This is a genomic window from Alcanivorax sediminis, from assembly GCF_009601165.1.
GTDB classification, from domain to species: Bacteria; Pseudomonadota; Gammaproteobacteria; order Pseudomonadales; family Alcanivoracaceae; genus Alcanivorax; species Alcanivorax sediminis.
Genome location: NZ_WIRE01000001.1, coordinates 488616 through 502225, shown reverse-complemented (window position 1 = coordinate 502225; position 13610 = coordinate 488616). Strand labels below are relative to the sequence as shown.

At 57.2% G+C, this 13610-nt stretch carries 12 protein-coding genes; 4 read left to right on the top strand and 8 right to left on the bottom strand.

Annotation, left to right across the window (positions count from 1 at the left end; translation table 11 throughout):
* Positions 1-54: 54 nt before the first annotated feature.
* On the bottom strand, positions 55-531 hold the full coding sequence (locus GFN93_RS02070) for a peroxiredoxin (RefSeq protein ID WP_153498766.1): 477 nt from the start codon (positions 529-531) through the stop codon (positions 55-57).
* A 125-nt stretch (positions 532-656) separates the two neighbouring features.
* On the bottom strand, positions 657-2507 hold the full coding sequence (locus GFN93_RS02065) for a hypothetical protein (RefSeq protein ID WP_235901622.1): 1851 nt from the start codon (positions 2505-2507) through the stop codon (positions 657-659).
* A 249-nt stretch (positions 2508-2756) separates the two neighbouring features.
* Here GFN93_RS02065 and GFN93_RS02060 point away from each other — a divergent pair, with 249 nt between their 5' ends.
* Entirely contained in the window at positions 2757-3422 is a 666-nt protein-coding gene (locus tag GFN93_RS02060) for an SDR family oxidoreductase (RefSeq protein ID WP_153498764.1), read from the top strand.
* Positions 3423-3432: 10 nt separating this feature from the next.
* Here GFN93_RS02060 and tmpT read toward each other — a convergent pair whose 3' ends face one another.
* Positions 3433-4089: a thiopurine S-methyltransferase gene (gene tmpT / locus GFN93_RS02055; RefSeq protein WP_153498763.1), complete on the bottom strand. Its 657-nt coding sequence runs from the start codon at positions 4087-4089 to the stop codon at positions 3433-3435.
* A 19-nt stretch (positions 4090-4108) separates the two neighbouring features.
* The gene (locus GFN93_RS02050) at positions 4109-6157 is read right to left on the bottom strand and encodes a VIT and vWA domain-containing protein (RefSeq protein ID WP_153498762.1); all 2049 of its coding nucleotides are present in this window, start codon (positions 6155-6157) and stop codon (positions 4109-4111) included.
* Between the two features lie 413 nt (positions 6158-6570).
* On the opposite strand from GFN93_RS02050, the gene GFN93_RS02045 reads away from it, so the two are divergent.
* The gene (locus GFN93_RS02045; RefSeq protein WP_153498761.1) at positions 6571-7734 is read left to right on the top strand and encodes a choice-of-anchor P family protein; all 1164 of its coding nucleotides are present in this window, start codon (positions 6571-6573) and stop codon (positions 7732-7734) included.
* Positions 7735-7868: 134 nt separating this feature from the next.
* Here GFN93_RS02045 and GFN93_RS02040 read toward each other — a convergent pair whose 3' ends face one another.
* Positions 7869-8363, bottom strand: a complete 495-nt coding sequence (locus tag GFN93_RS02040; RefSeq protein WP_235901621.1) for a hypothetical protein — start codon at positions 8361-8363, stop codon at positions 7869-7871.
* Between the two features lie 480 nt (positions 8364-8843).
* The gene (locus tag GFN93_RS02035; RefSeq protein WP_153501777.1) at positions 8844-9329 is read right to left on the bottom strand and encodes a YajQ family cyclic di-GMP-binding protein; all 486 of its coding nucleotides are present in this window, start codon (positions 9327-9329) and stop codon (positions 8844-8846) included.
* Positions 9330-9519: 190 nt separating this feature from the next.
* Between GFN93_RS02035 and GFN93_RS02030 the strand changes: the two genes are divergently transcribed.
* Together GFN93_RS02030 and GFN93_RS02025 are read left to right on the top strand one after the other, a co-directional pair.
* Complete coding sequence (locus tag GFN93_RS02030) at positions 9520-10479, top strand: hypothetical protein (RefSeq protein WP_153498760.1); 960 nt, start codon at positions 9520-9522, stop codon at positions 10477-10479.
* Between the two features lie 14 nt (positions 10480-10493).
* On the top strand, positions 10494-10760 hold the full coding sequence (locus GFN93_RS02025) for a hypothetical protein (protein WP_153498759.1): 267 nt from the start codon (positions 10494-10496) through the stop codon (positions 10758-10760).
* A gap of 219 nt (positions 10761-10979) precedes the next feature.
* Here GFN93_RS02025 and GFN93_RS02020 read toward each other — a convergent pair whose 3' ends face one another.
* Positions 10980-12407 carry a hypothetical protein gene (locus GFN93_RS02020; protein ID WP_153498758.1) on the bottom strand — a complete coding sequence of 476 codons (1428 nt, stop codon included), beginning with the start codon at positions 12405-12407 and terminating at the stop codon, positions 10980-10982.
* Positions 12408-12425: 18 nt separating this feature from the next.
* On the bottom strand, positions 12426-13589 hold the full coding sequence (locus tag GFN93_RS02015; RefSeq protein WP_153498757.1) for an amidohydrolase family protein: 1164 nt from the start codon (positions 13587-13589) through the stop codon (positions 12426-12428).
* Between the last annotated feature and the right edge of the window lie 21 nt (positions 13590-13610).

The window sequence follows — 13610 nt, the reverse complement described above, 5'->3', positions numbered from 1 at the left end:
CGAAGAGCAACGGGCTACGCGTTCCGGTCTAACGTAAGCATCAGGCTTCAGCCATTATGACAGTTGTGCCAGCACGGTTTCTGCGCTGCTTTTGTCCACGCCCTTGTCATCAATACCGATATAATCTACGACGCCATCGCTAACGATCATGGCGAAACGTTTGCTGCGCGGTCCCATGCCAAAGCCGCTGGCGTCCAGTTCAAGTCCTAGCGCCCTGGTAAATTCCGCATTGCCATCCGCAAGCATGGTGATGCGCTCTGCATTCTGGTTTTTCTGCCAGGCATCCATCACAAAGGCATCGTTCACGGCCATGCAGGCAATGGCATCTACCTTTTCCAGGAGCGCATCGGCATTCACGACGAAACCGGGCATGTGGGTGTTGGAGCAGCCAGGGGTGAAGGCGCCGGGCACAGCAAACAGGGCCACCTTGCGGCCCTTGAAAAAATCACCGGTGTTCAGGTCTTCGGGGCCTTTGGCACCGTTGGTCTTGATAGTGAGGGCAGGAAGAGTATCGCCGACTGCAATGGTCATGATTCGCATCCTTCTGTAAGTGGATGTCCACTGTAACAAAGACGCGGTGACAGGAAAGGGGGTGGCGGGGCAGAAACAAAAAACGCCCCATTAAAGGGGCGTTTCCTGTGGTGCTTGATAACAGATTAGCCGAGCAGGCCGAGCAGGCCATCCAGTACCGGACCCAGTACCGGGATGCTGGTCAGGGCGTCGCTCAGCGGGGCCAGCAGGTTGCCTGCTTCACCTTCACCCAGCAAGGCGACAAGCAGGTTGCCGATCAGATCAGCTACCAGCGGAAGTTCTTCCACCAGGGCGGAAACGGTATCCAGCAGGTTGCCGTCCTGATCCATGATGCCGTCGAGCAGACCGGAAGGGTCGCCGCTCAGCAGGCCACCCAGCAGGCTGCTCAGCAGCTCACCGAGGAGTGGAATCTGTTCCAGCATGGCCAGATCCGGGGTCAGCATGTCGCCACCGGCGCCACCTTGCAGGGTGGTGAGGATCTGGTTGAGCAGATCACCCAGTGCCGGGATCTCGTTGAGCATCTCGGCGCCTGGCAGAAGCTCGCCGCCAGTGCCGGCACCGGTCAGGGCGGCCAGCAGGCCGTTCAGGACGTCACCCAGTACCGGGATCTGTTCCAGCAGGCCGGTGAACTGTTCCAGTTGGCCGGCGGCGTCGGTCAGGCAGTCCAGCGGGTTGGCAGCGTCGCAAGACGCGGCGCCGAGCAGCTGATTGACCACGTCACCCAGTACCGGCACGTTGGCCAGCAGGTCGGTCACCATGCTCAGCTGGTCGCCTTCCAGGGCACCCATCAGGGTTTCCAGGCTCAGGGCGTCGGTGGGCAGGCCACCGCTGTCGCCACCGGCAACAGCGTTGAGGATGTCACCCAGCACAGGCAGTTGTGTCAGCAGGTCGGGCAGGGATTGCAGATCGCCAAGGGTGGCAAACAAGTCGCCGCCGTTACCCAGCAGGCCGGCCAGCAGATCGCCCAGTACCGGGATCTGTTCAAGCATGGCCGGCAGCTCGCTCAGCAATTCCATGTTGCCAGGCTCGGCGAGGCCGGCTAGCAGGTCTTCCAGAATGGCAGGGTCCAGCGGGCTCTCACCCATCAGCTCGCCAATGGGGCCCAGGTTCTCGCCGGCAGCCAGCAGACAGGTGAACGGATCTGCGCCTTCCGGGCATAGCTCGCCCAGGCCGCCGGTCAGGTTGAGGATGGAGCCCACTCCGCCCAGCACTTCGGTAATACATTCTTGCGGGGCGAATTCATCTGCACCGGTGGCAATCGGGCAAAGGGCCAGAGACAGGCTGTTCACGGTGCCGATCAGGGGCTCGCCCATGGCCAGGTTGTCAGCGACCTGGGTCAGGCAGAGCTGTGGGTTGAGTGCGTTGTCGCAACCCAGGTAACCCAGCACGCCGGCCAGGGTACTGTCTGGAACGCTGCTGAGGGTTTGCACTACGCACTCCAGCGGGTTTTCAGCGCTGGGGCACAGCTGCTGACCGATAGCGCCGCTGTTGTCCAGGATGCCGCCCAGAGTGTCCACCAGGTAGGGGACGCTTTCTTCCAGGCAGGTCGGCAGGAAAGTCGGCTCGGTGACGCTGCCAAGCAGGTCGGTATCGGTGGCGGCAACGGTATCGGCGCAGAGCAGGCCGAGCACATTGTCGTTGCCAAGAGAGATGTTGGTCAGTGCTTCATTTTCGCAGGCCAGTACATCAATCACGCCGCCTAGCTGGGTGCCCAGCAGCGCCTGTGGGCATACGGAGGCGGTGAAGTGGTTGTTGGTGTCGACCAGGGTCAGAAGCTGTTGCTTCTCTTCCTCGGTGAGTGGCGGCGTCTCATCGTCGCCACCGTCTTCGCTGTCGTTGTCACCATCGTCAGTATCGCTACTGTCTTCAGCGCCGGTGTTGGCGGTTTCTTCACTGGTGTTGCCGTTATCGTTGGCTGGGCTGCTGCCACTGCTGCCGCCACCGCAGGCGGCCAGGGTGACGAGCAGAGAACTCATCAGCAGGATTCTCAAAAGATGTAGCATGGGTACTTCCCCCCCCTCTCTTCCATGAACACAGAAGTGTGTATGACTGGCGTATCAGCGCGATCCACCCGGATGCGCACTATATAAAATTCATTGCGCTGCCAATGTTGATCAAAAGTGTCGTTTTGTATCTGACGTTGCCGTGTTTTGTAATGCACGCTAGTAGTGCTTGGATGAAATACGGACTTAAGTGGTTGGGATATCAATAGAAAGGAGACGGTAATGACGCGGACAATTGTAATTACTGGTGCAAACCGGGGCATCGGCCTTGCCATGGCAAGCATCTGGAAAGCACGGGGCGACAGGGTGATCGCCACCTGCCGGGAGCCGTCCGCCGTGCTGGACAAGCTAGGCGTAGAGATGATCGATGGCATTGATGTGAGCCGGGAAGACGGCGTGATCAATCTGCAGAGCGGATTGGGGGATACATCCGTGGATGTGCTCTTCAACAATGCCGGCATCATGCTCAGCGAAACAGTGGACCATATGAGCTATGACCAGATACGCGAACAGTTCGAGGTGAACACCCTGGGGCCTCTGCGTGTCACTCTGGGTTTGCTGGATAACCTTCATGCCGGCAGCAAGGTCGGGTTAATGACCTCCAGAATGGGCTCCATTGCTGACAATACTTCCGGGGGCAAGTATGGCTACCGGATCAGTAAGGCCGGGCTCAATGCGGCGGGTAAATCTCTGGCGCTGGATCTCAAGCCGAAGGGTATCGCCGTGGCGATCCTTCATCCCGGCTGGGTGCAGACCGACATGACCGGCCACAGTGGCAACCTGACCGTGGAGCAGGCGGCCAGCGCGCTTATTGCACGAATGGATGGTCTGACCCTGGAGAACACCGGTACCTTCTGGCACAGCGATGGCTCTGAGCTACCCTGGTAACGCCTGGCGGCTAATTCTGAGGCGTTAGCAGGCTGCAAAGCTGGTGTAGCGCCTCGAGCCCGTTTTCTGCGAAGCGGGGCTCGTGCTTGATAATGTCCTCGTTGCTGACGACGGCGATGTTGTAATGGTCCTGGTACAACGCGGTGATTAGCGCAAGGTCCACTGAGAAGGGCGGTCCGTCCATGCGCTGTTGATCATAACTGAGCGTGATCAGCAGTTGGGGAGCGGCATTGCTCAAGCTGACAAGTTGAGCGGCATAGCGATTGCGCATGGCTTCAGGCAGGGCGATCAAGGCGGCACGATCATAGATGGCATCAATGCGACCGAGGCTGTCCGCATCCAGGGCGAAAAAGTCGCCCTGGAATACGGTCAGCGGGCCATGCTGATAGCGCTTGCCGCCTGCCCAGTCGCTGCACTCAGGGGCGACGCCCCGCTGTTCAAACAGGGCATCAACCGCCCTGTCGGAAAGCTCCACGCCAACCACCTGCAGCCCCTGGTCCAGCAGGTAACCCAGATCCAGACTCTTGCCGCACAGGGGCACCAATACCCGTTGGCCGGCAGCCAGGTTAAGGTCAGGCAGAAAGCGTTTCAGCAGGGGGTGAACCTGTTCGAGATGAAAACCGATTTCACCCTTGTGCCATTTTTCCTGCCAGAACTCTGCGTCCATCCTGATGGCTCCCGGTCGATTAATGTTGGCGGCGGCGATGGCCTGCCACCAAGAGTATCAGGAACGGCAACATTGCACCGAGGCCCAAAGCACCACCGCCACCACCACCGCTGAAAGAAGGGCGTGGGGAGGTGTACATGGGCTGTGCGGTGTCCGCCCGGTTGCTGGTCGGAGGCGCCGCCTGGCGTTGGCCCTTGGCCAGTTTTTCCAGCTCACGGCGTTTGGCATTACGGCGCTCAATGCCGTACTGGGCGAACATCTCATCGCGCAGCACCACCATGGAGGTGTGGTTGGTGACCAGACCGTATTCAATGGCCAGATCGACAATGCCATTCTGCAGATCCCGGTCTTCACCAAAGTTATCGATTTCCCGCTGCATCTGCAGAATGGTGGCATAGGCCCAAAGCCGTTCCAATTCCGGATTGGCACCTTGCTGTTTCGGGAAGTCGAAGCGGGTGCGATAGGTTTTTTCTTTCCCGGCCACATTGGTTTTCAACGTGATTTTGGCCGGGCCATCGCCCCAGTAGTGCCCCATCAGAATAATCTGCCTGCCATGATAGACGGTGCCAATCTGTTGCGGTTTCAGGTCTGCGGTGCGCACGCCATCGATATCAATACGCACATCGTTCATTGCCTGATGAGTCAGTTTGCTAGTGGCGGTGAGAATCTGCCCGACGATATCGTCGCTATTGGAAACACTGATGGCGAAGCCGTTGCTGGCATCGGTCATGGCGGATAGCAACGGCCGGTTGGCGCTATTGCCCATAACGAAGGTAAACAGGCGCACGTCATGCTTTTCCAGCAGTTCGAGAAAATCTTTCTGGTGGGTTTTTCCCACATTGGCGACGCCATCCGTGACCAGCACGATGCCAGTGGGGCGGTCTGCATCCAGCGGGTTGAGTGCCAGGCTCAAGCCACCAAACAGGTTGGTGCCGCCTCGGGTTTGCAGCTGGGCGAGTTTGCCAATGTAGCGTTGCACAGATTCCGGTGTGGCCGTCACAAAGCCCGAGGTCATTTCTTCAGCACGGTCATCAAAAAGAATAATTCTGAAGCGGTCGTCGGGACGCATCTTGCCCAGGGCCTTGCTGACGCCGTCTGCGAGAGTGGCCAGCTTGCCATTCATGGAGCCGGAAATATCGAGCACGAAGATCCAGTCACTGCCGCTGGTGATCGGCGGCAAGTCATCGCCCGGCGTGAGTGTCATCATGAAGGTACCACGGTCCTTGCCGGGTTCCTTGTAAGCCACCAGATCCACCGCACCAGGCAGGCCGCTCTGGTGACGCCAGTACACCACGATGTCCTGATCCAGACGAAACGCCGACGCGGCTGGACTGGCCTGGGGTTGCCCTTCTTCCGTTATGGCGGGCTGGTTATCGATCTTAACGGTCCACTGTTGTGCGGAATGGTGGGTAATCTGTGCCTGGGGGTGGGCCGGCAAGCGCACAGCATCGACGGGATAACCGCTGCGCAGATTCAGTGTGAAAGTGAAATGCTCACTGACGGTTTCGTTGGCCGTCCAGAACGCGAGTTTTTCTTCATCCACACCGCCTTCTTCCAGCGGATACACATAACGGCCGATGCCGGTATCCATGAACGCGGGTTGTAGATACACCAGTCGCACGCGGGTGTCCTGACCTGCACGCACCGGGCTGACCAGCACATCAAAGGCCTTGTAACTGTCCTTCTCAGTGAGGCCTGTCTCGCGGCCAGCCGCTTTTTCCTGCTGATAAACCTGCCGGGCCTGTTTGCGTTCCAGTACTTCGCCGGTGACCGGTTTGCCATCAATCCACACGGTGAACTCTGCCACCGTGCCTTTTTCCGGAACAGGAAAGCGGTAATACGCTTCCAGATCCTGATCATTCGGGTTGTGGAAAACCTGCTCCACTTCGGTGATGGCGTAGCCATCTTCCACGTCTACAGTGACGTGCTGCTCGCGAATGGACAGTGATGGCAGCGCAGAGTTGACTGGCTGCATCAAGCCGGCAGCCTGCAGGTTTTGGGTAAGGGTTAGGGGCAGCAGCAGCGATAGCCCTGCCAGGAGACGTCCGAGTCGTTGTTGTAAAGCCATGAGCTGGCTCCCTGTTGTTGTCATCAACATCCGTTGTAGACGGGGGCCGGCGTTTTGTTAAACGATGTTCATTAACAGGATCTTTCCCGGGGTGTTCAATAGAAATTGTTACAAGCTCGGGATGGCAGCAAATTGCCTATTCAAAAACCGACGCAGCGAGGCGCATTACTGCATACCGTTTTACGACGCTTTCTTTATGAATTGCTGCGCGGTTTAGCGAATTGTAGTGGTTATGAAAATGCCGGATGCACCGTTCTCAAAACAGGAGTTTACTATTTGCTCGGGCTGACCCTGTGTGCCTTGCACCGCCATGTTGCCCGTTCTGTTGCGCGCGTTAAGTGCCGCCTTGGGATACCGAAGAGCCAGAGCATAAAGGAAATGTGCCCAGGCTCCCCAGCATAAGGAGGTGCAAGATGCGACGCTTTCAATTGGTTTTAAAAACGCTTTGGCTACTACCACTGATGACAGCAATGGTGTTGGCTATCCCTTCCATTTCCCAGGCCAAAGGGCCACCTTCAGGTAAAGGTGGCGGCAGTCAGACAACTACTTACAGTGGTGACGCCACTGCGGTAGACATCACGCTCAATACCTTTCTTCTCGGAGAAACAAAGATTGTCCTCAGCGATACCGGCCAGCTACCTCCCTCGGGCGGCATGCTGGAAGATGGCATCAGTGAATCGGTGAATACCGGCCTGGTCGATCTGGGTGTGAGTATCCTCTCAAGCTCTGTCACCGGGAGTGGCGATCTTACCCATGCCAGTGCCACCGTAGTCGGGCTGGAGTTGTCAGTGATGGATGCCCTGACTATTTCGGCATCGGTGCTGCAGGCCAACTCTTCTACCCAGTGCCAGTCAGACGGTCCGCAGGGCAATTCACATATCGCCCAGTTGGTGATCAATGGCCAGGACATCACCGTCTCCGGTGAGCCTAACCAGACCGTCAGCATTCCCGGCGTGGCCAGCGTGATCATCAATGAGCAGATTCTCTCCGGCAATACCATTGAAACCAATGCATTGCATGTGACGTTGCTGAGCGATGGTGAGCCCGTGCTGGGACTGCTGGATCTTGGGCTTGATCAACTGGTGTCTGCCGATGTGATCATCAGCCATACCAAGGCCGGTATTACTTGCGGCGATACCTATGTCTGTCCAGTGAAAGATTTCGTGACGGGTGGCGGCCAGCTGGAGGTGGCCGGCGGCAAGATTTCCTTCGGTATGGTGGGTGGTCTGAAGCCCAACGGATTGAGTGGCCATTTCAATGCGGTGGATCACCGCAGTGATGGCCCTCATATCAAGGGAAGCAGTGTGTCTGACTATACCCTGGTCGATGAGGTAACTCGCCGGCTGGTCTATAACTGCACCGGCACCAATAACAGCACCTGCACGGTAACGGTGGCAGATCGCGGTGAGCCCGGCGTCAACGATAGCCTGATGATTAATTCAGGCACCTATGACGAAGGTGGCACTCTGGCGCGCGGCAATATCCAGCTGCACAAGCCTGGTCAATGTGATGGCGGCGCCACGGATGGCGGTGGTTCCGGTAAGGGTGGCGGAAAAGGAGGAGGCAAGAAAAAGTAGCAAGTAGACGAGGGTAACGAGTGGCGAGTCGAGAAAAGCCTTGGGAAACTGATCTCAGCTTTGGGTTTTCGAAACTCGCTTCTCGCAACTCGATACCTTTGCCCCGCGACAATGGTTTCCCGTTATTGAAAACGCTATGCCCTGTGCAATTGCGACACCGTCTCCCTGATCAGCGTAGCAAAGTCGGGTTTGGCGATAACGGCAAGCACCAGGGTATAGGTCCCGTTCAGCAGCGCCAGTTGATAATCTGCCTGTATCAGACACAGTGCGACCACGATCATGGAGACCGCATCCAGCATGCCAAGCAGCATGAACATGCTGGCCTGGGTTTTGCCGATGGCGGATGTGTTGGCATCACTATCGGTTGCTGCGCCTTGTAATGGCCGTGCCGCGATAGCGGAGGGAGAGAGAATGATATTTCGCAACGGACGCGAGCAGATCAGCATCAGCGCCATGGCCCCCAATGCCGCGGTGCGCAATTGTTCCTCAGGCAAGAGCATCGCCGGCGCCGTATAACCTCCCACCATCACCATGGCAGTGAGAGCAATGCCAATCAGTAGCGGTGCGCTGAGCACCGAAAACCAGAGTAATGTCATGCGCTTGTGAGCGCCTGTCAGGTCGGCAATCATTCGTTATCCTTGTTGTATGTCAGTCTGCGGCAACGCTAGCAGAGCGAAGGGGGATAAAAAAGTGAATTCTGTTTCTGTCATACAGGGACATTATCGTCCCGGTTTCCTTGTCATCCCTGCTGTTCATCGACATGGTTAGCTACATCAAGAAATAACCAGTTTTATGCCAGTGAAGACGCTGTTTCGATAAGTCGTTTCGACAACAAATGTACTAGAACTGCTTGAGGTTCGTACCTCGAGCGGTGCTCTGCGACAACGTTGCGTTTTGCGCGGCATTCCCGTTTGCAAAGAAACGTTTGGGAAGGCTCTGGAATCTGTTCTGTCCGAGGGTGGACAGTGCCAATCGCCATGCAAGCATGGGCTCCTACAAAAACCGCCAAGCGCGCCTCAAACCGCAAGAGGCCGCGCCCTGTTCCAGGTGCGGCCTCTTGCGTTTCAGCTACTCACCGCTTCAATCGCGTTTTAGCTTGTAGCTTTTTTCTAGTTTCTGAAGTTATTGAACTGCAGGGGAATTTCCAGCTTGGACGCTTTTAGCAAGGCGATGGCTTCCTGCAGATCGTCCCGTTTCTTGCCGTTGACGCGAACCTGCTCGCCCTGAATGGAAGCCTGCACTTTCAGCTTGGCATCCTTGATCATTTTCACGATCTGTTTGGCGGTGGGCTGGTCGAGGCCTTGCTTGAACGTCAGGGTCAGTGAAAAAGTCTTGCCGCTGTGTTCCGGTTTTTCAGGGCGGTCGGCGCCGGCCGCACTGATACCCTGCTTGACCGCAGCTTTGGCAAAGATATCTTCCAGCTGCTGTACCTGAAAATCAGAGACGGTTTTCAGGGTCACAGTGAGCCCTTTCTGCTCAATGCTGGCCTCTACCCCGCGGAAGTCAAAGCGGTTGCTCAGATCTCGGTTGGCATTTTCCACAGCATGGCGCAGGGCCACTTCATCGATTTCGGAAACAATATCAAAGGACGGCATGGCGTCGGCTTCCCTCGGTTGTTCAAAGGTTGCCAAGTATACCTTCTGATGGCGTGAGGTGCAGGCTGCAACGGATGTCACATTCCTGAAAATTGGTACCTTTGAAGCATATTAGTGAACGGCCCTCAGGTTTATGTTGCCTGTGACGCACAGGAGTGTGTGCACTTACAACAAGCCAGGAGGCAACATCATGTCACTCAAGGAACGGCTGTCGCCGGACAGTCTGTTGGAATCCCTGCCCGTTTCACGGGATCTGCTTACCCGCCTGGGCCTGCTCGGTGCCCAGGTATCCCGCAAGATCGCCATCGACCAGGTCAGTGTGGATTCGGGCACCCTGTCCAATCTCAAGGTAGAAAAGGTCACGCTGGGCAGTGCCAGCATCGGCACGCTGAAGGTGACGAATTCGTCAGCCAGTGTGGATAACGCCACGGCGGTGCTGAACCAGGTGAGAACCCTGGTGGAGCTGGGTTTTCGGCTGGACTGGAAAATCGATCTGGGTTGGATCGGTAGCTGGGACGGCAGAGAGGACCTGGGCAGCATCGATATTCCGGTGGATCTGGGCACCATCACCATACCGGATCTGGGTGATATCGACCTGCAAATCCCGGCCATCGATATCCCCGGTCTGGTGGCCGAGATGCAGCCCATCAATCAGCTGGATCTCGGCGCGCTGGAAATCGCCGGTGTGCGTCTGGACAAGCTGGGTCTGCCCAGTACGGGTTTGTCCATTACCGGGATGGGCGTGGGTGATCTGACCCTCAGCTCGTTGACCGTCCCGGCCGCTGACAGCGAGGCGCTGCGCATCAACCGGGCGGCGCCGACGGGCACCCTCAATCTGCCGGGGGCTGCGTTGCAGAATGTTTCGATCCCGGCGATCAGCATGCCGGAAGCAACCAGTGCGGCGTTCGCCGCGGATGCCGAGGCGTCAGAGAAATCCCTGTCGGTGAATCTGGGTATTCTCAAGGTCACCATTGCCGTGATCCCCAAGGTGCACCTGAATGTGGGCAGCATGACCCTCAAGGATGCGAAGTTGGCTGCGGAGTTGGGTAACGTGTCCATCAACGACATCAGTCTGCCAGTGGCGATGGAAGGCATTACCGGTGGTGAACTGGGTCTGAACAGCATCAGCGTCAACAAGCTGACATTCTGAACAAGGAGAGAACGATGTCATTGAGTCATAAGGAATTTGAGAAACGTTGGGAGCAGGCACACCGTCAGCAGAAGCCGAAACAGGTAAAACCCTCTATCGCGCCGGTGATCCATCTATCGGTGATTTCGGTGCTCGACAACTACATGGCTCAGCTGCACAAGGCTGTGGAAGGGCATGCGTTGAGCAAGGAAGAATGCGACGAAGTCTGCAAGAAAATTGCCGAGCTGAAACCGTTGGCAAAAAAGGCTGACACCAAGGCGGCCAAGTACCTGCGGGTGTAATGTAGACCGGCGCCTGGCGATCCGGACCTTTGCGAGGTAAGGGAAACCAGTTGCGAGTGACGAGTTTCGGGTAACGAAAATCAAAAATCCGGGCGCAGGATCCGGTGTTGTTTTTGTCTTTCGGTACTCGTTGCTCGCTACTCGAAACGCTTTCCTCGCGGTCGCTCGGATCGCCTGCTGGCAGGCTCCCGCAGCAGCATTGGCAAGTGCTTTGCCTATCTAGAACGCCAATACCATATCCGTAGTAAAGGCCCAGCCGTTGGCCCCCACCTGGAAGGGCACACTGCTGTAGCCCACCGGAGAATCTTTCAGGTACAGCCCCTGCACGTTGAAACGGAACTCCTTGCGCTTGAACGGGAACCAGTTGAAACCCACGCTCAGATCATGGGGGGTGCCGTATTCGCCCTGGATTTCCGAATAGGCCACATAGGGTTGCAGTACCTTGGGAATGGCCATCATGGCCGCCTGAACCTGATAGCCCTTGTCATCCAGTTCATTCACTGGAAGTGGGCCGGTGGCATCAAACTTGTCTACCCAGCGATGATAGTACTCAGCCTCGAGGAACCAGCCACGGTATTTGAAGCCGGCATTGGCGGCAGCCATCTGGTAAGTGGCCTGATTAATGGCACTGCCATTACCAAACGGGTTGGCCTGGAAGATCAGGGTGCCGTCAGAGAGCCGGATCTGGGAGTTTTCGAATGAGTTGGTACCCGGTTGGGACTGGGCATCCTCTCGGCTATGGGTGAAGTGAACGCCGAAGCGAGTGGCGAGTTGCTCATGGAATTCATAATCCCCCAGGCCCTCGCCGGGGCCGAACTCGCCGGTAGTGGGCATCCACCAGAGTGAACCGGATGCCGTGTTGAGGCCGTCATCGAGCTGGTTACCGCTAACACCCAACTGGCTCAGGTTATTGCCAAGCATGGCGCGGTACATCAAGCCGTCAGCAATCTTGCCTTCGGCCCAGATGCCGGTGGTGTAGGAACCACGGAAAAACTCATCGGCAAGGGTGCGATGGTCGTTCTTCAGCCAGTTCGGGAAACTGTAGTTGGTGGAGCGGGTGGAGGGCATGGATCCAATGCCCGCATACAACTTGAATGCAGGGTTGAAGTGGTAACTCAGGTTGCCGGCCACCACCACCTGGGCCGGGTCGCCCTGGCTGGTATTGGAGGTCCAGGTGTAGAACAGGTAGTTCAGCTTGGGATCGAAGATCCACCCCTTGAAGCTGATGTTGACCTTCTGGAACTGGAAATCATTGCGCGGATCAATGTCCGAGGTGGCGCCGAAACTGTTGGTGTAGGTGCGCTCAAAATCTTTCTGATTGAGATAGCGAGTATAGCTGAATACTCCAAAATTCACTTCACCCCTATCCGAGTTGAACAGGTTGAAGCCCTTGCCAGGACGATAGCCAAGGCTGCGCCCAGGATTGTCGGCGGGAGCGGCAGCAGACGCTGCACTTTCGCCATACAGTTCGGTTTCCAGCTGCTGGATACGCAGGTCGAATTGTTGGCTTTGCTGTTCCAGGTTTTGGCGCAGTGTTTTCAGTTCCTGGAGCTGTTGCTCCACGTTAGGCGAACCGGTTTCTGCTGCGGCAGTGGATGCCAGTGTGGCGGCGCAGAGCGCTGCCGAAAAGGTGGCTAATTTTCGCATTCCCGAGTCCCTTCTTAATCAGCGGTTGATGCCTGCCGGGCAGACAGTAGGGGCGTGATAATCCAGCTCCATCAAACGGAAGAAGTTATCGCCCAAGGCGATATTCTGGAAGGCCTGGTCATCCAGCACCTTGAGCACCCGGCTGGTCACGTCCAGCTCTTTGGCGTACTGGTCATCCGGCTTGTAGCCAGCGGCGACAAAGTCCGTGCCGGGGAGAATGCGGGTGGAGTATTCATTGAGGAACGGCACATAAATATCGCCCCACTGATGATATTCGTTGTAGAGCACGTCCCAGGAGATATCCAGCATCAGGTGCGGATAGCTGTCCAGCAGTTCCTTCATGATGGCCACATGTTGTCTGGGGTTCATGTGGCTCAGTTCCTTGGACAGTCCCATGTGTGCCCAGACGATCTTGTTGTCGGGGTAGGTCTCCAGCACATGTTTCATCAGTGGCAGGAACTGGGTGGGGTTGGCATCGTTGCCCAGGTCCGAATGCAGTGTCACGGGGATGCCGCGCTCTTCCAGCACCGCCATGAACGGCGCCCACTGGTCGATGCTCTCCAGGGTGGCGGGCTCATGGTTGTTCTTCAGCAGTGCCTGCTTCATCACATTCAGCTCGCCGCTCCAGCTGAACATGCCGGGATACTCGCGATCGTAAAGCTCGATCAGTTCAACGATGTTGTCCGGGTGCGCCAGGTCCATGAACGTCATCGACAGGGTGATGTGCAGGTTGTCACTGGGGTAGGCCACGGTTTCCATGCCGTTGACGAAGTCATTCTTGATGCTGGGCATGGCAGTGACGCCCGGACAATCCAGGTAGTAGCTACAGCCGGAATCCATTTCCAGGATCTGGCCGATGCCAAAGTAATTCACGAAACGGACCCCCTGGGACTCCAGCATGGCGTGCAGTTTTTGCGGGGGAATGGCGGCACCGCCAAAGGGGCGCGGGTGAAAGTGCGCGTCCACCAGTGGGGTGAAGGGCTCCCTGTCACGGTCGTAGCATGCCTGCTGGTCCACGGGCAGGGCCAGGGACGCCAGCGTACGCGGGTTGGCGCTACGGGTGTCCGGGGTGTCTGCGGAGTTTGTGGTGGCGCAGCCACTGAACAGGGCGGCAGCCAGCGGCACGGCCAGCACGGGTCTGCCAAGGCTTTTCAGAACGCGTGAAAGAGGGAGAATATCCATATTCATCATGCCTTGATGCGT

Coding starts and splice junctions, on each gene's coding strand:
- GFN93_RS02070 (WP_153498766.1), bottom strand. CDS start 531: ATGACCATTGCAGTCGGCGATACTCTTCCTGCCCTCACTATCAAGACC.
- GFN93_RS02065 (WP_235901622.1), bottom strand. CDS start 2,507: ATGAGTTCTCTGCTCGTCACCCTGGCCGCCTGCGGTGGCGGCAGCAGT.
- GFN93_RS02060 (WP_153498764.1), top strand. CDS start 2,757: ATGACGCGGACAATTGTAATTACTGGTGCAAACCGGGGCATCGGCCTT.
- tmpT (WP_153498763.1), bottom strand. CDS start 4,089: ATGGACGCAGAGTTCTGGCAGGAAAAATGGCACAAGGGTGAAATCGGT.
- GFN93_RS02050 (WP_153498762.1), bottom strand. CDS start 6,157: ATGGCTTTACAACAACGACTCGGACGTCTCCTGGCAGGGCTATCGCTG.
- GFN93_RS02045 (WP_153498761.1), top strand. CDS start 6,571: ATGCGACGCTTTCAATTGGTTTTAAAAACGCTTTGGCTACTACCACTG.
- GFN93_RS02040 (WP_235901621.1), bottom strand. CDS start 8,363: ATGATTGCCGACCTGACAGGCGCTCACAAGCGCATGACATTACTCTGG.
- GFN93_RS02035 (WP_153501777.1), bottom strand. CDS start 9,329: ATGCCGTCCTTTGATATTGTTTCCGAAATCGATGAAGTGGCCCTGCGC.
- GFN93_RS02030 (WP_153498760.1), top strand. CDS start 9,520: ATGTCACTCAAGGAACGGCTGTCGCCGGACAGTCTGTTGGAATCCCTG.
- GFN93_RS02025 (WP_153498759.1), top strand. CDS start 10,494: ATGTCATTGAGTCATAAGGAATTTGAGAAACGTTGGGAGCAGGCACAC.
- GFN93_RS02020 (WP_153498758.1), bottom strand. CDS start 12,407: ATGCGAAAATTAGCCACCTTTTCGGCAGCGCTCTGCGCCGCCACACTG.
- GFN93_RS02015 (WP_153498757.1), bottom strand. CDS start 13,589: ATGGATATTCTCCCTCTTTCACGCGTTCTGAAAAGCCTTGGCAGACCC.